Raw genomic sequence first — 16,974 nt, forward strand, 5'->3', positions numbered from 1 at the left:
GGATAGTCAACAAATTGAGTAGGTATCACCCGGTCAATAGACTGGTCGGGTGCGACATAGGCCGGCCGATGGTGCGATGGACCTGGCTCAACTGCGGACATTCCTGGCCGTCTACCGCGCCGGATCCATTACCGCGGCCGCCGGGCACGTCGGCCTCTCGCAGCCGACGGTGACCACCCAGCTGCAGGCGCTGGAACGCCAATTGGGCCGACCGCTCTTCGAACGTCTGCCACGCGGAGTGGCGCCGACCGCCGCCGCCCACGATCTCGCCGCGCGGGTGGCCGCGCCCCTGGACGCTCTCGAATCGGTGACCGGCAACGGCTCCGACAGCCGCCCGGTCGCGGAACCGCCGGTCCTGCTCGGTGGCCCGACCGAATTGCTGGCCACCAAGGTGCTGCCCGCGCTGGCGCCGCTCATCGCCGACGGCGTCCGGCTCACGGTGAGCACCGGTCTGGCCGACGACCTGCTCGCCGACCTCCGAGTCGGCACCTTGGATCTGGCCCTGTCCACTATCCGCCCCCGCGGCCGGTCCGTGCTCGCCGAGACCCTCGCCGACGAGGAGTTCATCCTCGTCGCCGCCCCGGAGCTGGCCGCCCGCGCGGACCTGAACCGGCTGCGCGCCAACGACTTCACCGCCACGCCCTTGGTCGCCTACGCCGCCGACCTCCCGATCGTCCGCCGCTACTGGCGACACGTCTTCGGCACCCGCCTGGAAGCCGAACCCGCCCTGGTGATCCCGGACCTCCGCGCCGTCCTCGCCGCAGTCGTCGCCGGCGCAGGCATCTCGGTCCTGCCCAGCTACCTGTGCACAGGCGAATTATCCTCGGGCACACTGCAACTCCTGCACACCCCCGAAGACGCCCCGATCAACACCATCTACCTCGCCCGCCGCGTAGGCGGCCCCACCCGCCCCGACGTAGACCGCGTGCGCACGCGATTGCAAGAGGCAGCCCGTGAGTGGCGGACCTGCGAGGACTGACACAACAGGTTGATTGTCGGTGTCGCGGCGTAGGGTTCGCCGTCGTGCAACCTGCCACCGCTGTTGTCGCGGATATTGTCGCGGGCATCGATCCCCACGATGAGCTCGAGCAACGCCATATCGCACAGACATTGGAGTGGCTGGGCTCCACCGACGACATCTTCCGCCGCGCCAAACCGGCCACTCCGTCACCGCACCTGGTGTCCTACGTGGTGTTGGTCGATCCCACCGAGCGTGGGATCTTCCTGGGTCAGCATCGGCTGGCGGGCCTGCATCTACCGATGGGCGGCCACGTGGAGCCCGGCGAGCACCCACTGACGACCGCACGCCGCGAGGCCGTCGAGGAACTTCGCATCGACCCCAATTTCGATGTGGTGGGCGAGGATCCACTCTTCCTCACCCGCACAACCACCGTCGGCCGCACCGCCGGCCACATCGACATATCCCTCTGGTACCTGATCCGCGGCACCCGCACCCACCAATACCCCCTCGACCCAACCGAATTCGACGGCGGCCAATGGTGGGACCTCAACCCGGAAGGATTCCCGGAGACCGACCCCCACCTGCCCCGCTTCGTCCGCAAACTCAATCGCGTCCTGCAGTAGCGGGCGAACCGATGAGCCTTTTGTCGCGGGTTGAACTTTGGTTACTTGCTCGGGTCGGTTACTTCCTTGGGGAAGTCGCGGTCTGGGGTGACGGTGTGGCCGTCTGCGCCCAGGGTGAGGGTGATGGTGGTTGGGCCGCCGGAGGGGCAGCAGCTGGGGTCGTTGGTTGCTAGCCAGCGGTATTGGATTTGGACGGTGCGGTCGGCGGAGCCGACTACCTGGGTGTAGGAGGTTGCCTTCTTGGTGGCGGTACCGAGGTATCCGGCGTTGTTGAAGAGGAGGACGTGCCAGGGGGAGCTGGCGGTGCCGTGGGGGGTGGCGGCCAGGACCCAGAGGAGGGAGGGGCAGGAGCCTACGGCGGCTTCGGTGGCGGATTCGGGGGTGTAGTTTTCGCCGCCTACGCCGGGGCCGAGTTTGGCGAGAGCGGCGGTGACTACGGGGGATTTCAGGTCTACGCATTTGCCGTTTCCGGCGGTGGCGGGGGCGGTGTCGCCGGTGGGGCGGGTAGGAGTCGGCGACTGCTGGGTGGCGGGGGGTTGGGTTGATTCCGGTGGGGCCAGAGTCGCCGAGGTTTGCGGCGAGGAGGCTGGGGCCTTGGTCGATCCGTCGTCCTGGCAGGCCGCTACCAGTGACAGTGCGGCGACTGCGCTGACGATGCCGAAGATCCTCTTCATGGAATGTCCCTTCCCCTGACAGACAACTACCGGATCTTTCGTTTTGCGGACTCTATTCGTTAAACCCGGCCCAGAAGGCGCAGCGATGGTCGGTGGCGAAGGTGTCGGAGAGTTGGTTGCCGGTGGGGCGGAGGGAGAGGTGGGTCGGGGCTGATGGGGAGTATCGCGGGATGGGTTGTAGGCCTTGGGGATCGGGGGTGTTGGAGACGATGAAGCGGGTCCAGTAGCGGCGCATTTCGGAGGCGAGGCGTTGCTGGTCGGGGGTCATGACGGTGGGGAGGAGGGTGCCCAGTTGGGTCAGGTCGAACAGGGAGGGGAGTTCGGCGGCGTGGTAGGCGCCCATGGGGAAGGTGCTGGGTGGGGCGAGCGGGGCGGGGTCGTCGAATTGGTAGGCGTAGGTGGGGTTTTGGCGGCTGAAGTCGGCGATCTGGTCGATGACGTTGCAGACGACCTTGTCGGTCCAGGCTCGGGTCAGGGCCAGGGCGGGCTGGGCGTAGGCGGAGAGGGGGTACTCCTGGAGGACGCGGTCGACCTCACTTCGACCGAGGCTCAGTTGGGTCTCGAGGACGGCGGGGTAGGCCGAGGCTTCGAGTCGGGCGCCGAGCGGGTTGCCGTATCGCATCCAGACCCATAGAGCCATTTCGTCGTGGTTCGAGCCGATGAAGGTGGGAACCTGCATCATTCGACCGGCTTTCAGCTCCGCCACCGGACTCCTGGGGAGAAAGCTGTTGCCGTACACCACACTCGCCGATTCCGGCGCGCGGTCCACCAGCACGTCGGGTGAGAGGCCGCGCAGGCAGTCGGCGGAATCCGGTCCGGCGCAACCGACTCCGGCCGCCCAGGCATCGCCCGCCGCCTTGGCCTCTGGCAGCGACTGCGCGAGGCACGGGCCGCTCTGGAGCATGGCGGCCTGGAACAACCCGGCCGAACTCGGCGTGGCCATGTGGGCGCAGATCGAAATGCCGCCCGCCGATTCACCATCCACGGTCACCCGGTTCGGGTCACCGCCGAAGGCCGCGATATTGCGCTGCACCCAGCGCAGTGCGGCCTGCTGGTCCATCAGCCCGTAATCGCCCGCCCCCTCCCCCTCGTCCAGCGCCGAGGCGGCCAGGAACCCGAGCGCGCCGAGCCGGTAGTTGAGGGTGACCACGATGGCGTCGCCGTCCGGCTGCGACACCAAAGGCGCTGCGCCGTACATGCTTCCGGCGCCGACCTGCAGACTGCCGCCGTGAATCCACACCATGACCGGCAGCCCGCGGCCGTCGGCGGGCAGGGTGGGCGGGGTCCAGACATTCAGGTAGAGGCAGTCCTCGGTGGTCGAGCGCAGGCCGCCCAGACCGGTCGCTTGCGGGCAGTTCGGGCCCGCGTCGCGAGCCTCCCGGACACCGGGCCACGGCGGCACGGGTTGCGGCGCACGCCAGCGCAGCGATCCGACGGGCGGTGCGGCATAAGGGATTCCGTTGAACAGTCGGTAGTTCCGCGTCACGACGCCGTGCAGACCGCCACTGTCGATGGCGACGATATCGGGCGCCGCGGCATACGCGGGCGAGCCGCCCACCGCGAAAGCCATGACCAGCATGGCCACCAGCGCGATCACCGCTCCGGCCCCTCGTCCCGCCCACTTCCGGTTGCGCACGATCACCCGAGCCTCCTGAGGCCAGCAGCGTTTCGCGTAGGCGTTCGATACTAGTCGGCCGGTTCTGAGCACGGTCCGGAGTCTCGCCACGGGCGCGAAACCGCAGCATAGGCATGAGGCGGAAGCCGAATACTGTCTCACCGTGAGACGGTCGTTGACAGTCGATTCAGCGCCGGAAACCGTGGGCCCACGAGACCTTCCACAGTTGGGATCCCGCGATGACGCTGCACTCACCCGATGCCCTCGACCTCTTCGATCCCGCACACCTCGACGACCCCTACCCGCTGTATCGCAGGCTGCGCGAGCACGCGCCCGTGTACCGCCTCCCGGGCACCGACTTCTACCTGGTGACATCGTGGGATCTGGTGACCGAGGCGGTGACTCGGGTCGAAGACTTCTCCTCGCATCTCACTGGCGCGCTGCAACGGCGGCCGGATAGCCCGCCCGCCACCTTCGATATGGACGGCGGCGGACAGGCCATCCACGTGCTGGCCACCGCGGACGATCCGAGCCATCAGGCGCAGCGCAAACTCGTACAGCCGCTGCTGGCCAGGCGGATTCGCGAGCTCGGCCCGACCGCCCGCGACCTGGTGGACCGGCTCTGGGCACAGGAGCTGCACGGCGACCGCATCGAATGGGCGAAGGGCATGGCCGACCGGCTCCCCCTGGCCCTGGTCGCCGACATCATCGGTCTGCCGGATGCCGATGTGCCGCAACTGCTTTCCTGGGCCTACGACAGCACCGAGATGCTGGGCGGCCTGGCGGATGCCGACCGGTTCGCACAGCTCGCGGCGACCACCACCGATCTGGCGGCGTACCTGTTCACCAAACTCCGTGAGGCTCACCAGAACCCGAGCGAAGACCTGCTGGGCGTACTGTCGCAGGCCTGCCGCACCGGCGAGATCACCGATCCCGTCGCGGTGCTCATCCTGCTCCAACTCGTCGGCGCGGGCGGCGAATCCACCGCCGGCCTGATCGCCAACGCCGCCCGTCTGCTCGCCACTCACCCGGATCTCCAGGACGAATTGCGCCGTGAACCCGGACTGCTACCCGCCTTCCTCGACGAGGCCCTGCGCCTGGAATCACCCTTCCGCGGCCATCATCGGCACGTCACCACCGATACCGTGCTGGGCGACACCGCGATTCCCGCGGGAAGCCATCTCCTGCTGTCGTGGGGCGCGGCCAATCGGGACCCGGCCCGCTTCACCGATCCCGACGCCCTCGATCTGGACCGCCGCAGCGGCGCGAACAATCTCGCCTTCGGCCGCGGTATCCACTTCTGCATCGGCTCGGCCCTGGCCAAGCTGGAGGCCACCGCCGCCCTGACCGCCCTGCTCGACCGCACCACGACGTTCACCCTCGTCGAAGACGCCCCGCCGCAGTGGTTTCCGAGCATCCTGGTGCGCCGCCACCGCAACCTGCCGCTCCGGGTGCGCTGACCGTGGCATGATCGTCGTCGATCGGGGGGTCTCTACAGCCGTGACCATAGGAAAGGGGTTTGTTCGTGAAGACCGTGTATCTCCGCCGTGCCGCCCTGGCCGCGCTCGCGTGTGCCGTGTCCGGTGGCCTCGCCGCACCCGCGTCCGCCGCCGACGCGGGCTCGCAGAAGATCACGCTCGACTACGCCAAGGGCAAGTGCGGCCAGACCACGCTGATGGCGCACTCGTTCACGCCCACCACGCTGGAGATCACCACCTCCAACAACTTCACCGACGACGCCAAGATCGATATGAACGGGCAGCGCACGCCGCTGCCGGATACCTATGGCGCCCAGACCACCAGGATCGATCTGGGCAGCCCGATGCCGGGCGCCATCCCGTTCGAGGTGTCGGGATCGGAGTGGCCGGGCAGCGCCGGAACCGGCTGCAAGGGCTGGATCATCGTCGCCTGAGTGGTCACGACAACGACTGAGCCCCGGGACTTCTCCCGGGGCTCGATCATTTCAACGCGCCGTGCGCATCGAAAACGCTGTGTGCCGCAGGCTCACTTGCCGTGGGCGCGCAGCTGGTACAGCCCCTCGGTCTCGACGACGACCACACCGTTGGCGTCGGTCACGACGGCCTTGAGCGTGTAGTCGGCCTTCCCCTTGGCCTCGGCCTCGTCGGCGATCCGCGCGATCTCCTCGGCCGACAGCGACGCCTCGGCCCGCACATCGGTGGCCGCGGGCTTGCGGAAGGTGATCCGCAGATCCTTCACCAGCGGGAAGTACTTGCTGGTGTCGAAGCTCGCGATGGCCAGCGCGCCGCCGAGCACCTCGGCGACGGTGAACAGCACCCCGGCGTACATCACGCCGAAGTGATTGCCATTGCCCTCGATCGGCACCGAGGTGGCCGCGAAGCCGGGGCGCACCTCTTCGGCGCGCACGCCCATCTTGTGCGCCACCGGAATCGTGAATTCCAATCCACCGTTCACGACCTCGTTCAGCGGCGGGGCGTCGTTCGCCATGCGGACCTCCATGTCCTTCGATAGGCAGAGCCTGGATACGGCCTACTTACTGACGTAGTGCCAACAAGATGAATCATTGCGGTTGAGAGGGTTGTGGCGCAACTCCCTCAGCGCTTCTTTCGAAATTGACAGAGCGCGTGAACCCGGCCACATCCGAGCAAATCATCCTACGACCCATCTAGTATGCAAGTTGTGTCCAAGACGTATTCGGCTGCCGAGCGGGCCTACCACGAGATCAAGGAACGCATCCTCAGCGGCGACCTGCCGGGCGGCGAGCTGGTCAGCGAGAACGAGATTGCCGGCGAACTCGGCACCTCCCGCACCCCCGTGCGCGAGGCGTTCCTGCGCCTGGAAACCGAGGGCTGGATGCGGCTGTACCCCAAGCGCGGCGCGCTCGTGGTGCCCGTCCCCTCGCACGAGGCCGAGCATGTGATCCATGCCCGCTACATCGTGGAGACCGGTGCGGTCGACGCACTCACCCGCATCGCCCGGGCGGGGCTGATCCCCCGGCTGCGCGAATCCCTCGACCGCCAGCGCGATCTCGCCGACGCGGGCGATCTCGACGAATTCGCCATCGTGGACGCCGATTTCCATCGCGAGTACGTGGTGGCCGCCGACAACCCGCTGCTGACCGGCTTCTACGACTCGCTGCGCGAGCGCCAGCGCCGCATGAACAGCGTTGCGCTGCACCGGGGCGAGACCAACCCGGAGCGAATCATCGAGCAGCACACCCGACTCACGAACCTGATCGAAGCCGCCGACGCCGCCGGTTTCGCCGAAGCACTCGCCGAGCACCTGACCCACGTGCACGGCGTGACCCTGAGAGGACTGTGATGGCGACGCTGACATCGGTCGGCACCCCGCTACGAAGCATCGGCACCCATCCCAAGGCGTGGCTGGGCGTCTCGGCCGCGATCTTCGCGATCGCCTGGGGCGGAAACGAATTCACTCCCCTGCTGGTGATGTACAAGCGCGACGGCCTGTCCGTCGCCACCGTGGACCTGCTGCTGTTCGAATACGTGCTGGGCATCATCCCGGCGCTGCTCATCGGCGGACCGCTGTCCGACCGCTTCGGCCGCCGCCCGCTCATGCGCCCCGCACCGGTGATCGCGGCGCTCGGCTCGACCCTGCTGGCCTTCGGATCCGCTTCGGTCCCCATGCTTTCCGCGGGACGCGTGCTCTGCGGCATCGCCCTGGGCCTGGCCATGGCGGTGGGCTCGAGCTGGCTCAAGGAACTCTCGCAGCCGCCCTACACCGGAGAAACCGTGTCCGGCACCGGCGCTCGCCGCTCGGCCATGAGCCTCACCGGCGGCTTCGGCATCGGCGCGGGCGTGGCCGGAGTGCTGGCGCAGTGGGCGCCGTGGCCCGACACCTTCGCCTATCTGATCAATGTGACCCTGTGCGTGCTGGCCGCGGTCTGGCTCTTCCGAGCCCCGGAAACCACTGCCCCGCAGCCGAACCCGGGCCGCCTGCTGGACGATCTGAAGGTTCCGGCCGCCGCGCACCATCGCTTCCGCACCGTGGCCCTGCCGGTGTGCCTGTGGCTGTTCACCTCGTCGGCCGTCGCCTACGCGATCATGCCCACCCTGATGATGCCCAAGGTACACGGCGCACCGATCGCCTTCTCCGCCTTCATCACCGTCGTCACCCTGGGTTGCGGCTTCGGCATCCAGTCGGTCGCGCGCCGCATCGACCGGCCCGGCTCGCTGCGCCTGCCCGCCCTCTCGCTGACCCTGGTCATCACCGGAATGCTCCTGGCCGCCGCCGCGGCCGCCACCCTGACCATGTGGCTGACCGTGCTCACCGCCATCGCCCTGGGCATGGGCTTCGGCAGCGGCCTGGTCGCGGGCCTGCTGGAGATCGAGCGCATGGCCCGCCCCGACGATCTCGCCGGCCTGACCGCCGTCTTCTACGCGGTCAGCTACCTGGGCTTCGGCGTCCCGGCCGTCATGGCGGTCTGCCACGACGGAACCGGCATCGGCTATCCGGCCATGTTCGGTGTGCTGGCCGCCGCGTGCGCGCTGTGCCTGGGCATCGTCGGCCGGTCCCGTCCGGTCGAGCCATAGAATCGGCGGATCGAACGAACTGAGGGGCGATGCTGAATCCACGGGCCACCAATGAGGACCTGACCGCGAAGGCGCGCATTCGCAATGCGGCAATGGACCTCTTCGCCCAGTACGGCGACTCCCGGGTCTCGCTGCGCGCGGTCGCCGCCGAGGCCGGCGTCACCCTCGGTCTGGTCCAGCACCACTTCAAGACCAAGGACGGGCTGCGCGACGCGGTCGACAAGCTGGTCGTGGACTACTTCGCCACCACCGTCGCCTCGGTTCCCCCGACCGGCACTCCCGCCGAGGTGGCCGCGGCCCGCGACGAGGCGGTTCGCAAGATGCTGCAGGAGAATCCGGCGGTCGTGAACTACATCCGCCGCTCGCTGCTCGAACCGTCCGAGACCCGCCTCCACCTGCTCGACGCCGTGGTGGAGTTGACCCGCAACGAGGTCGCCGGACTCCGCGAGGCCGGCCTCGCCTCCACCGACAAACCCGAATCCGCCCAGATCGTCGCGGTCCTCCTGCGCCAATTCGGCGAACTCCTCCTCGCCCCCATGCTCGACGCGGTCTGGGAGCGGGTCTCCCCCGACAACCCCACCCGCCCCCGCCTCTCGATCACGGTCCGCGACTGAGTACCTGATACCCGGCGCGGACCGCGACAGGGAGCGGCTCGCCCGCGATCAGTTCTCGATCGGCAGGCCCGCTTCGGTCCAATCCTGGATGCCCTCACGGTATTTGCGGACGTTCGTGTAGCCGAGCTGCTCGAGCTTGGTGGCGACGAACTGGCTGTTGGCGCAGGCCGGGTTGGAGCAGTAGGTGACGATGGCCGCGTTCAGGTCCGGGAGCAGTTGGGGGGCTCGGGTTTCCACGTCGGCTTCGACCAGGGCGAGGGCGCCGGGGAGGTGCGCCTTGGCGTAGTAGTCGCCGCCGAGGGTGTCGAGCACGATCACCGATCCGGCTTCGATTTCCTTGGCGAGCTCGTCGCGGGTGATGAGTGCGGTCATGGGATTTCCCTTCGGAACATCAGATCGAACAGATAGCGCACAAAAATGTGTGCGTGTGCACGCTACTACTTACGTGCGCGCGCACGCAACTGGTTATGATGGGGCGGTGTCCGCATCCCGATCCCATCCGGCCGTCCACGCCTGGGCCGCCCTGCTGCAGGTCCACGCCAAACTCGTGCCCGAACTCGACGCCGAATTGCGCCGGACCACCGGACTGCCGCTGAGCTGGTACGACGTCCTGCTGGAACTCGATGGGCCGCACCGGCTCCGGATGAGCGACCTGGGCGAGCGCGTGGTGCTCAGCCGCACGCGGGTCAGCCGGCTGGTCACCGAGATGGAGTCGCACGGTTTGGTGCGGCGTGAATCCAATCCCGATGACGGGCGGTCGGCGTTCGTGAGAATTACCGATACGGGCCGGCGTCGGCTCCGGGAGGCCGCGCCGCACTATCTCGCGGGCATCGAGGCGCGCTTCGGGGGCAGACTGGACAGGGCCGAACTCGAGACCGTGGCCGCTGCGCTGCGCAAGGTGCTCGGCCCGGCCGACCTCGGCCAGGTGACCACACCGAACTCGAACAGAGGAGACATCTAGTGCGTTTCGGCATCTTCGTCCCGCAGGGCTGGCGGCTCGATCTGGTCGGCATCGACCCGGCGGCGCAATGGGGAGTGATGCGAGACCTGGCCCGGCGGGCCGACTCCGGCGACGCGTGGGAATCACTGTGGGTCTACGACCACTTCCACACCGTGCCGGTGCCGACCGAGGAGGCCACCCACGAGGCATGGTCGCTCATGTCCGCGTTCGCGGCGAGCACCTCGCGAATTCGCCTGGGACAGATGTGCACCGCCATGAGCTACCGCGATCCGGCCTACCTGGCCAAGGTCGCGGCCACCGTGGATCTCATCTCCGGCGGGCGCGTGGAAATGGGCATCGGCGGCGGCTGGTACGAGCACGAGTGGCGGGCCTACGGGTACGGATTCCCCTCCGCCGGTGTGCGATTGGGCCGACTCGACGAGGGCGTGCAGATCTTCAAGCAGGCCTGGACCACCGGCAAGGCCACCCTCGACGGCAAGTACTACCAGGTCGACGGCGCGATCGTGCGCCCGCTTCCCTTGCAGGAGGGCGGGATTCCGATCTGGATCGCGGGCGGCGGCGAGAAGGTGACGCTGCGGATCGCGGCGAAGTACGCGCAGTACACCAACTTCGCGGGCGATCCGGAGACCTTCGCGCAGAAGTCGGAGCTGCTGCGCGGCCACTGTGCCGCGGTCGGAACCGATTTCGACGCCATCACCCGCAGCTCGAACTTCAATACGCTGGTCGGCGCGACCGAGGGTGAGGTGCAGGAGCGGCTGACCGAGCTCGAGGCGCGGCTGACCCCGTTCACCGGGGCCGAGGGCGCGGCTCAGCATGTCAAGGATCTGTTCCGCAACTCCCCCGCCGTCGGCACGCCCGAGCAGATCGTCGAACGGCTCTCGCAGGTCAAGGATCTGGGGCTGGGGTACTCCATCCACTACTTCCCCGAGACCGCCTACGACACTTCCGGCGTGGAGCTGTTCGAGCGCGAGGTCATCCCCGCGCTGCGCTGAGCGCCCGGCCGCACACACGCGAAATCCGCCCGCCGACACCGGTTTCCGGAGTCGGCGGGCGGATTTTGTGCTTACCAGCCCAGATCGGTGAAGAACTGGTAGCCGGTGGGATCACCGGTCATCTTCCAGTGCAGACCCTGCAGGAAGAAGCAGGCGATCAGGTTGGTGGCGGCGAAGGTGAGCAACACGGCCGGGGTGATCCCGGCGGCCCGGCGCAGGGCGGTCGAGGTGGCGCTCACCCGGCCGGGTTCGCTGAAAGCGGCCAGGAAGAGCACGATTCCGGCGGCGAGCACGGCCATCACGAAGGTGATGAAGGCCCAGGTGTAGAGGTGCAGGCCGAACAGGGCGCCGGCGTAGCCGGGATCCGGGGGCACGATGTGCATGAGCACCTGGGCTCCGGAGACGAAGCTGCCGAGGATGGCGGCCATGACGGCCCAGCCCCAGCCGGAGGCGAACTCCCGGGTGGTCACCGACCCGGTCCGCGAGCGGACGATGATGTAGGCGGGGCCGATGGCGCTGAGCAGGAAGAACATTCGCTGCAGCAGGCACATGGGGCAGGGGTACTCCCACAGCGCGAACTGGAAGGTGTAGGCGCCGAGCAGGGTGGCGCACATGCCGAGCACGTAGGCGTGGGCGAACCAGAGGCCGAGCTTGTTCGAGAGTGCGGGGGCATCGGTGGTGACCCGGGTGGAGGCGGTGAGGGTGGTCATGAGATCAGCTCCTGAGGTGGTGGTCACAGGTCGAGGACGAACGAGTGATCGATGACGTGGGGGAGGAAAGCGAGCACCGACAGGGCCAGGGTCGCCGAGCACAAACCCATCGCATAGCCCCGCGGCCAGCCGCGTACCACCGCCACCACACACAGCAGGATGAGAGCGAAGAGGAGGGTGTACATGGTGTCCTGATTTCGTCGGGGATTCGGTCACCCCTTACTTTTCACCCGACGAGAAGACGCTGGTAGACACCCCATTCCAATGCACCCATAGAACCGGACTATGACCACGCCCGGAGGAGTCGCCCGCCGGATCGGGCCGCAGTGGGACGACGCCCGATACGCGGGATCGGGTGTTCGAGGGGAAGCTCTCGAACACCCCGGGCGTCCTGCGGGCCGATCCGGCGGGCCGCCGGGTGGTCTAGCGGGGCACGGTCACCGGGTCGGTGCAGCTGGCCAGGGCGTCGACGAGGGAGCACGGCTTCGGGTCGCGGGTCGGACGGTAATCGGCCGGGACGCCGCCGTCGCGGGTGATGTCGGTGTAGGCCGGGACGGCGTCGGTGGGGCGGCGGGTGAGGGTGGGGTCGGTCAGAACGTCGACCGTGTAGAGCCCGAAACGCGGTGTGTAGGAGCCCCATTCGTAGTTGTCGGTGAGGCTCCAGTAGTTGTAGCCGATGACGTTCATGCCGTCGGCCTTGGCGCGCTGCACCCAGTAGACGGTGTCGCGCAGGTCGTCGGCGCGGGTGTAGCCGTCGGCGCGGGGCTTGCCGTTCTCGGTGGGCATGCCGTTCTCGACAATGTAGAGCGGCTTACCGGGGAAGGCGCGCGAATAGTGGTCCAGCGCATAGTAGATGCCCTCGGCCTGCAAGGGGTTGTTCCACATGTCGGTGACGCTGAACGAGCGCGGGGCGTCGGGGGAAGCCCCGTAGTAGTAGTCGATGCCGATGTAATCCAGCTTGGCCGCGATCTTTCCGATGAGCGGACCGTTCACCACGTCATCGGCGGTCGGAACGTAGGCGACATTGCTGGTCACCATCGCGCCCGGCTGCACCTGGTGGATGTAGTCGTAAATGGCATTGTGCGCCTGCGCGATTCGATCCTGCATGACCGGCACCGCGGTGGCGGGGAGATCGCCGAGCCGGACCTCGTTGACCATGTAGGCGGCCGGCTCGTTGAACGTGACCCACAGCGGATTGCCGGCGGCGAAGCGGTCCACGATCTTGCGGGCATTGGCCAGCCAGTCGTCGACCATTCCCGCGTTGTTCCATCCGCCCCGATCGACTTCCCAGCCCGGGAAGACCCAGTGATCCAGGGTAAGCATGGGCCGCATGCCCGCGGCCTCGATCGCACCGATCACCTTGTCGTAGAAGCGCAGTCCGTCCTCGTCCCACACACCGGGCTGTGGCTGCACGCGCGCCCACTCGATGCCGATCCGGTACACCTTCACACCCAGCCCCTTGGCCAGCTGGATATCCGAGAGGTACCGGTCATAGAAGTCGATCGAATCCCGGTACGGATCCTGGGTTTTCCCCGAGGCGACGTACCGCGACCAATTGCTGTCCGGCGCATGCCCTTCGGACTGGAAACCCGAGGCCGCCACACCCCAGAGGAAATCCGGTCCCATCGGATCGATCCGCGCGGGCGGTTCCGGGCGGGCGAGGGCGGGGGCGGCGGTCGCGGTCAGGGCGGCGGCAGCGGCCAGCACGGCCAGGCTGAGGTTACGGCGGCGGGATCCCATGACGAAAACCGTACAGTCCACGGTTTTGGAGGACAAGCAACTCTCAGAGGAGCCTTAGACTTTCCCAGTGGCGAAACGCGGACCCTACGGAAAAGGCATCGAGCGGCGGGAGCAGATCCTCGAGGCCGCCCTGCGCACGATTTCCGAACGCGGCTTCCTCGCGACCTCGGTGGCCGAACTGGCCGAGGCGGTGGGACTGAGCCAGAGCGGGCTGCTGCACTATTTCGGCTCCAAGGAGGAGCTGTTCGTCGCGGTGCTGCGCAAGCGCAACGAGATCGACGCGGCCGTCCTCGACAACCCCGGTCCCGAAATCCTGGTCGAGATCATTCGCCGCAATACCCGGGTGCCGGGCCTGATCGAGTTGTTCACCCATATGCAGGCCGCCGCCGCCGACACCCGCCATCCCGCCCACGAGTTCATGCGCGAGCACTACGAACGCGGCACCGCCGGATTCGCCGAACTGCTGCGCGGCATGCAGCGCGGCGGCCACGTCCCCGAGAGCGTCGATCCCGAGGTCATGGCCACCGCCTTCATGGCCCTGGCCGACGGCCTGCAGTCGCGTTGGCTCATCGATCCGTCCATCGATATGGAGTTCTATCTCGCGCAGTGCTGGACCCAGTTCACCGGAAGGAAGTTTCCCGGCACCTAACCGATCCACGCCGCGACGGCCAGGAACACGCAGATCAGCACGAACAGGATCGCCATCAGCGGGGCGATGAACTTCACGTAGCGGTCGTAGCGCACCTTGGCCAGGGCGATACCACCGGTGACCACCGCGGTGGTCGGAGTGACCAGGTTCGCCCAGCCCGACGCCGACTGCCAGCCCGTCACCACCAAAGACCTTGGCACATGGGCGAAGTCGGCCAGCGGAGCCATGATCGGCATCGCCAGTGTGGCATGCCCGGAGGTGGACGGGATGAGGAACGCCAGCGGCACGTTCACCAGGAAGACGCCGACCGCGAACACCGCCGACGAGGTACCCGACACCACGCCCTCCAGCGCGTGCAGCACCGTGCTGGTGATCTGGGTGTTGTTCATGATGACCGTGACGCCGCGGGCCAGCACGATCACGATGCCCGCGCCGACGAAATCACTGAACCCCTTGCCGATGTTCTCCGACATCTTCCCCTCGCCCAGCCCACCGGCCAGGCCCACCACCACCGCGCCCACCAGGAACAGCGCCGTCAGCTCGGAGAAGCTCCAACCCAGTTCCCACGCGAAGGGTTTCGCGCCCTGCCCGTTGACGACCGTGCCCCACGGAATGACCGCGAAGATCATGAACGCGAAGGTGAGGCCGACCAGCCACACCACCGCGATCTGCCGCGAGGTCATCGGATCCGGTTCGTGCTCATCGGCTTTCACATCGCGGTCCCCGGGTTGCCAACCGGACCAGGACTTGTCGGGATCGGCCTTGACGCGGCGGGCGTACCAGACCACGTACGCGACCGTCACCGCGGTCAGCACCACCAGCATGGCCAGCCGCAGCACGATGCCGTCACCGAGCGCCACCCCTGCCGCCGACGACGCCGTGCCCGTGGCGAAGGGGTTCACGGTCGAACACAGCACACCGATGCCCGCACCGGCGATGATCGCACCCACCGCCGTCATCCGGTCGTAGCCCAGCGCCAGGGTCAAGGGCACCAGCAGGGCGTAGAAGCCCAGCGTCTCCTCGGCGAAACCCTCCACGGTGCCCGCGATGGCGAACACCACCATGATGCCGACGATCAGCAGATACGACTTGTTGCGCAGCTTGAACGCCAGCCGCCCGATGCCGCTGTCGAGCGCGCCGGTCGCGAAGGCGACGGTGATGAAGGCGCCCACCGCGAGCACGAACAGGAACACCGCGGCCGCACCGTAGAGCGAGCCCGACACATCGGGGGCGACCTGTCCGGTCTTGTCGTCCTGAATGCCGTACAGGCCGTTGACCGGAGCCAGGAACAGATCCCGCACCCGCGCACCGAAGCTCTTCGCATCCTCGATGCGGTGGTACGAGCCCGCGATCGGATGCCCGTCGGCGTCCGAATCGTAGGCGCCCGGCGGAATCACGAAGGCCGCCAGCCACACCGCGAGGGTGACGCCCGCGAGAATCGTGTAGGTGGACGGGAACGCCCGCTTCTTCTTGTGCGGTGCGGGTTTCGGCTCGGCGTCGATCGTCCCGGCGTCGGTCACTTGCGCATCCTGTCCGCGAAGAGTTGGAAGAATTCGGCCTCGGCGAGCGCCACATTCCGCAGTTCGCTCACCAGCACCCGCTCGTTGAAGCCGTGCATATTGCACTTGGAATCCTCGACGCCGAGCATGAGCACCTCGGAGTTCGGATTGGCCGCGGCCATCGAATTGGTGAGCGGAATGGATCCGCCCATGGCCGAGTCGATGGCATCGACACCCCACGCCTTCTTCATCGCCTCCCCCATGGCCGCGTACGCGGGACCGCTGGTGCCGGCGGCGAATCCGGCGCCGACATCACCGCCGGTCACCTCCAGCTCGATCCCGTACGGCTTGACCTTCTTCAGATGCTCGATGACCGCCCGCTGTCCCTCGGCCGGATCCTGTTCCGGATGCACGCGCACGTTCAGATACGCCTTCGCGTACGGAACCACCGCCGAGGCAGCGGTTTTCGTCGGCGGCGCGTCCAAGCCGATGACGGTGATGGCGGGGCCGTACCAGATGCGCTCGCCGATGGGTCCGGTGCCGAGCAGCGGCATGCCGGGCGCCATGCCGGTCACCTCGGCGAATTCCTTGTCGGTGTAGTTCGCGCCCTGCCACTTGTCGCGCCGCAGCCCCGGCACCGCCACGTTTCCGTCGGCGTCGTGCAGCGTGGACAGCGCGGAGATCAAGGCCAGCAACGCATCCGGCGCGGCGCCGCCGAACTGCCCGGAATGCACCGGCGCGGCCAGCGTGCGCACCTCCACGAACACATCCGCCACCCCGCGCAGCGCGGTCACCAGCGTCGGCTGTCCCGCCCGGATATTGCCCGCGTCGCAGATGAGCAGCGCATCGGCCTGGAATAGTTCCGGCTTCTCCGCCGGATAGTCGTCGAAGACCGACCCGTACTCCTCCTGGCCTTCGATCACCACCGTCACGCCCACCGGCGGCTTCCCGCCGAAGGCCCGCAGCGCGCCGATGTGCGCCACCACATTGGCCTTGCAGTCCGCGGCCCCGCGGCCGTAGATCGCGCCATCCTTCTCGGTGGCCGTGAACGGTGGTGTGTTCCAAAGCTTTTCGTCCCCGGAGGGCTGCACGTCGTAATGCCCGTAGAGCAGTACCGTCGGCGCGCCGTCGGGAGCCGGGATCCGCCCGTAGATCACCGGCGAGGTATCCGGCAGATTCAATACCTGAATCTCCCCCACACCCGACTTCCGCAACTCCTCGGCGACCAGGTCGTGGGCGCGCTGGACGTTCTCCTTCGGATAGTCCGGGAACGCGATGGATGGTATCCCCACCAGCTGCTCGAGCAGCCCCTTCAACTCGGGCATCAGCCCGTCGACAGTCCCACCCAGATCCTGGCGCAGTTCCATGTCCCCATCGAACCACCTCCGGGCCCGAATCCAGCGA

19 protein-coding genes are annotated in these 16,974 nt (G+C 67.7%); 10 read left to right on the top strand and 9 right to left on the bottom strand.

Translation table 11 applies throughout. The features are described 5' to 3' along the window. Nucleotides 1-49 precede the first annotated feature (49 nt). Together ON43_RS31115 and ON43_RS31120 are read left to right on the top strand one after the other, a co-directional pair. On the top strand, nt 50-979 hold the full coding sequence (locus ON43_RS31115; protein ID WP_245568830.1) for a LysR family transcriptional regulator: 930 nt from the start codon (nt 50-52) through the stop codon (nt 977-979). A gap of 44 nt (nt 980-1,023) precedes the next feature. Then, a complete protein-coding gene (locus ON43_RS31120) occupies nt 1,024-1,584 on the top strand; it encodes an NUDIX domain-containing protein (protein WP_040813234.1) in 561 nt (186 codons plus the stop codon). A gap of 41 nt (nt 1,585-1,625) precedes the next feature. Here ON43_RS31120 and ON43_RS31125 read toward each other — a convergent pair whose 3' ends face one another. Together ON43_RS31125 and ON43_RS31130 are read right to left on the bottom strand one after the other, a co-directional pair. After that, a complete protein-coding gene (locus ON43_RS31125) occupies nt 1,626-2,258 on the bottom strand; it encodes an LppP/LprE family lipoprotein (protein ID WP_051179483.1) in 633 nt (210 codons plus the stop codon). A 52-nt stretch (nt 2,259-2,310) separates the two neighbouring features. Further along, complete coding sequence (locus ON43_RS31130; protein ID WP_157514247.1) at nt 2,311-3,900, bottom strand: carboxylesterase/lipase family protein; 1,590 nt, start codon at nt 3,898-3,900, stop codon at nt 2,311-2,313. 212 nt (nt 3,901-4,112) lie between these two features. Here ON43_RS31130 and ON43_RS31135 point away from each other — a divergent pair, with 212 nt between their 5' ends. Continuing rightward, nucleotides 4,113-5,333, top strand: coding sequence for a cytochrome P450 (locus ON43_RS31135; protein WP_040813235.1), 1,221 nt, complete (start codon nt 4,113-4,115; stop codon nt 5,331-5,333). 65 nt (nt 5,334-5,398) lie between these two features. After that, nucleotides 5,399-5,785 carry a hypothetical protein gene (locus ON43_RS31140; protein ID WP_157514248.1) on the top strand — a complete coding sequence of 129 codons (387 nt, stop codon included), beginning with the start codon at nt 5,399-5,401 and terminating at the stop codon, nt 5,783-5,785. 92 nt (nt 5,786-5,877) lie between these two features. On the opposite strand, the gene ON43_RS31145 is transcribed toward ON43_RS31140, so the two are convergent. Then, nucleotides 5,878-6,339, bottom strand: a complete 462-nt coding sequence (locus ON43_RS31145; RefSeq protein WP_040813309.1) for a YiiD C-terminal domain-containing protein — start codon at nt 6,337-6,339, stop codon at nt 5,878-5,880. Nucleotides 6,340-6,522: 183 nt separating this feature from the next. Between ON43_RS31145 and ON43_RS31150 the strand changes: the two genes are divergently transcribed. From ON43_RS31150 to ON43_RS31160, 3 genes are read left to right on the top strand one after another with little or no spacing between them, the layout of a single operon-like run. Continuing rightward, entirely contained in the window at nt 6,523-7,173 is a 651-nt protein-coding gene (locus ON43_RS31150) for a GntR family transcriptional regulator (RefSeq protein ID WP_040813237.1), read from the top strand. After that, nucleotides 7,173-8,405, top strand: coding sequence for an MFS transporter (locus ON43_RS31155; protein WP_051179485.1), 1,233 nt, complete (start codon nt 7,173-7,175; stop codon nt 8,403-8,405). The genes ON43_RS31150 and ON43_RS31155 overlap by 1 nt, the downstream gene beginning before the upstream one ends. Before the next feature lie 29 nt (nt 8,406-8,434). Next, the gene (locus tag ON43_RS31160) at nt 8,435-9,019 is read left to right on the top strand and encodes a TetR/AcrR family transcriptional regulator (protein ID WP_040813238.1); all 585 of its coding nucleotides are present in this window, start codon (nt 8,435-8,437) and stop codon (nt 9,017-9,019) included. Between the two features lie 48 nt (nt 9,020-9,067). Here the strand turns inward: ON43_RS31160 and ON43_RS31165 are convergent, their stop codons facing one another. Further along, nucleotides 9,068-9,391: a rhodanese-like domain-containing protein gene (locus tag ON43_RS31165; protein ID WP_040813239.1), complete on the bottom strand. Its 324-nt coding sequence runs from the start codon at nt 9,389-9,391 to the stop codon at nt 9,068-9,070. 106 nt (nt 9,392-9,497) lie between these two features. Here ON43_RS31165 and ON43_RS31170 point away from each other — a divergent pair, with 106 nt between their 5' ends. Both ON43_RS31170 and ON43_RS31175 read left to right on the top strand, forming a co-directional pair. Next, a complete protein-coding gene (locus ON43_RS31170) occupies nt 9,498-9,980 on the top strand; it encodes a MarR family winged helix-turn-helix transcriptional regulator (RefSeq protein WP_051179486.1) in 483 nt (160 codons plus the stop codon). Further along, on the top strand, nt 9,980-10,972 hold the full coding sequence (locus ON43_RS31175) for an LLM class F420-dependent oxidoreductase (protein WP_040813240.1): 993 nt from the start codon (nt 9,980-9,982) through the stop codon (nt 10,970-10,972). The genes ON43_RS31170 and ON43_RS31175 overlap by 1 nt, the downstream gene beginning before the upstream one ends. A gap of 71 nt (nt 10,973-11,043) precedes the next feature. On the opposite strand, the gene ON43_RS31180 is transcribed toward ON43_RS31175, so the two are convergent. The 3 genes from ON43_RS31180 to ON43_RS31185 form a co-directional block, all read right to left on the bottom strand. Beyond that, on the bottom strand, nt 11,044-11,682 hold the full coding sequence (locus ON43_RS31180; protein ID WP_063712666.1) for a disulfide bond formation protein B: 639 nt from the start codon (nt 11,680-11,682) through the stop codon (nt 11,044-11,046). 23 nt (nt 11,683-11,705) lie between these two features. Beyond that, a complete protein-coding gene (locus ON43_RS45130) occupies nt 11,706-11,867 on the bottom strand; it encodes a hypothetical protein (protein ID WP_157514249.1) in 162 nt (53 codons plus the stop codon). 238 nt (nt 11,868-12,105) lie between these two features. Next, nucleotides 12,106-13,422, bottom strand: a complete 1,317-nt coding sequence (locus ON43_RS31185; RefSeq protein ID WP_040813242.1) for a family 1 glycosylhydrolase — start codon at nt 13,420-13,422, stop codon at nt 12,106-12,108. A 67-nt stretch (nt 13,423-13,489) separates the two neighbouring features. On the opposite strand from ON43_RS31185, the gene ON43_RS31190 reads away from it, so the two are divergent. After that, entirely contained in the window at nt 13,490-14,071 is a 582-nt protein-coding gene (locus ON43_RS31190) for a TetR/AcrR family transcriptional regulator (RefSeq protein WP_051179487.1), read from the top strand. Here the strand turns inward: ON43_RS31190 and ON43_RS31195 are convergent. Together ON43_RS31195 and ON43_RS31200 are read right to left on the bottom strand one after the other, a co-directional pair. After that, the gene (locus ON43_RS31195) at nt 14,068-15,591 is read right to left on the bottom strand and encodes a YfcC family protein (RefSeq protein WP_086008062.1); all 1,524 of its coding nucleotides are present in this window, start codon (nt 15,589-15,591) and stop codon (nt 14,068-14,070) included. The two genes, ON43_RS31190 and ON43_RS31195, sit on opposite strands and share 4 nt — an antisense overlap. After that, nucleotides 15,588-16,937 carry a M20/M25/M40 family metallo-hydrolase gene (locus ON43_RS31200; protein WP_040813243.1) on the bottom strand — a complete coding sequence of 450 codons (1,350 nt, stop codon included), beginning with the start codon at nt 16,935-16,937 and terminating at the stop codon, nt 15,588-15,590. The genes ON43_RS31195 and ON43_RS31200 overlap by 4 nt, the downstream gene beginning before the upstream one ends. Between the last annotated feature and the right edge of the window lie 37 nt (nt 16,938-16,974).

The organism is Nocardia concava NBRC 100430 (assembly GCF_000308815.1).
Lineage (GTDB): Bacteria > Actinomycetota > Actinomycetes > Mycobacteriales > Mycobacteriaceae > Nocardia > Nocardia concava.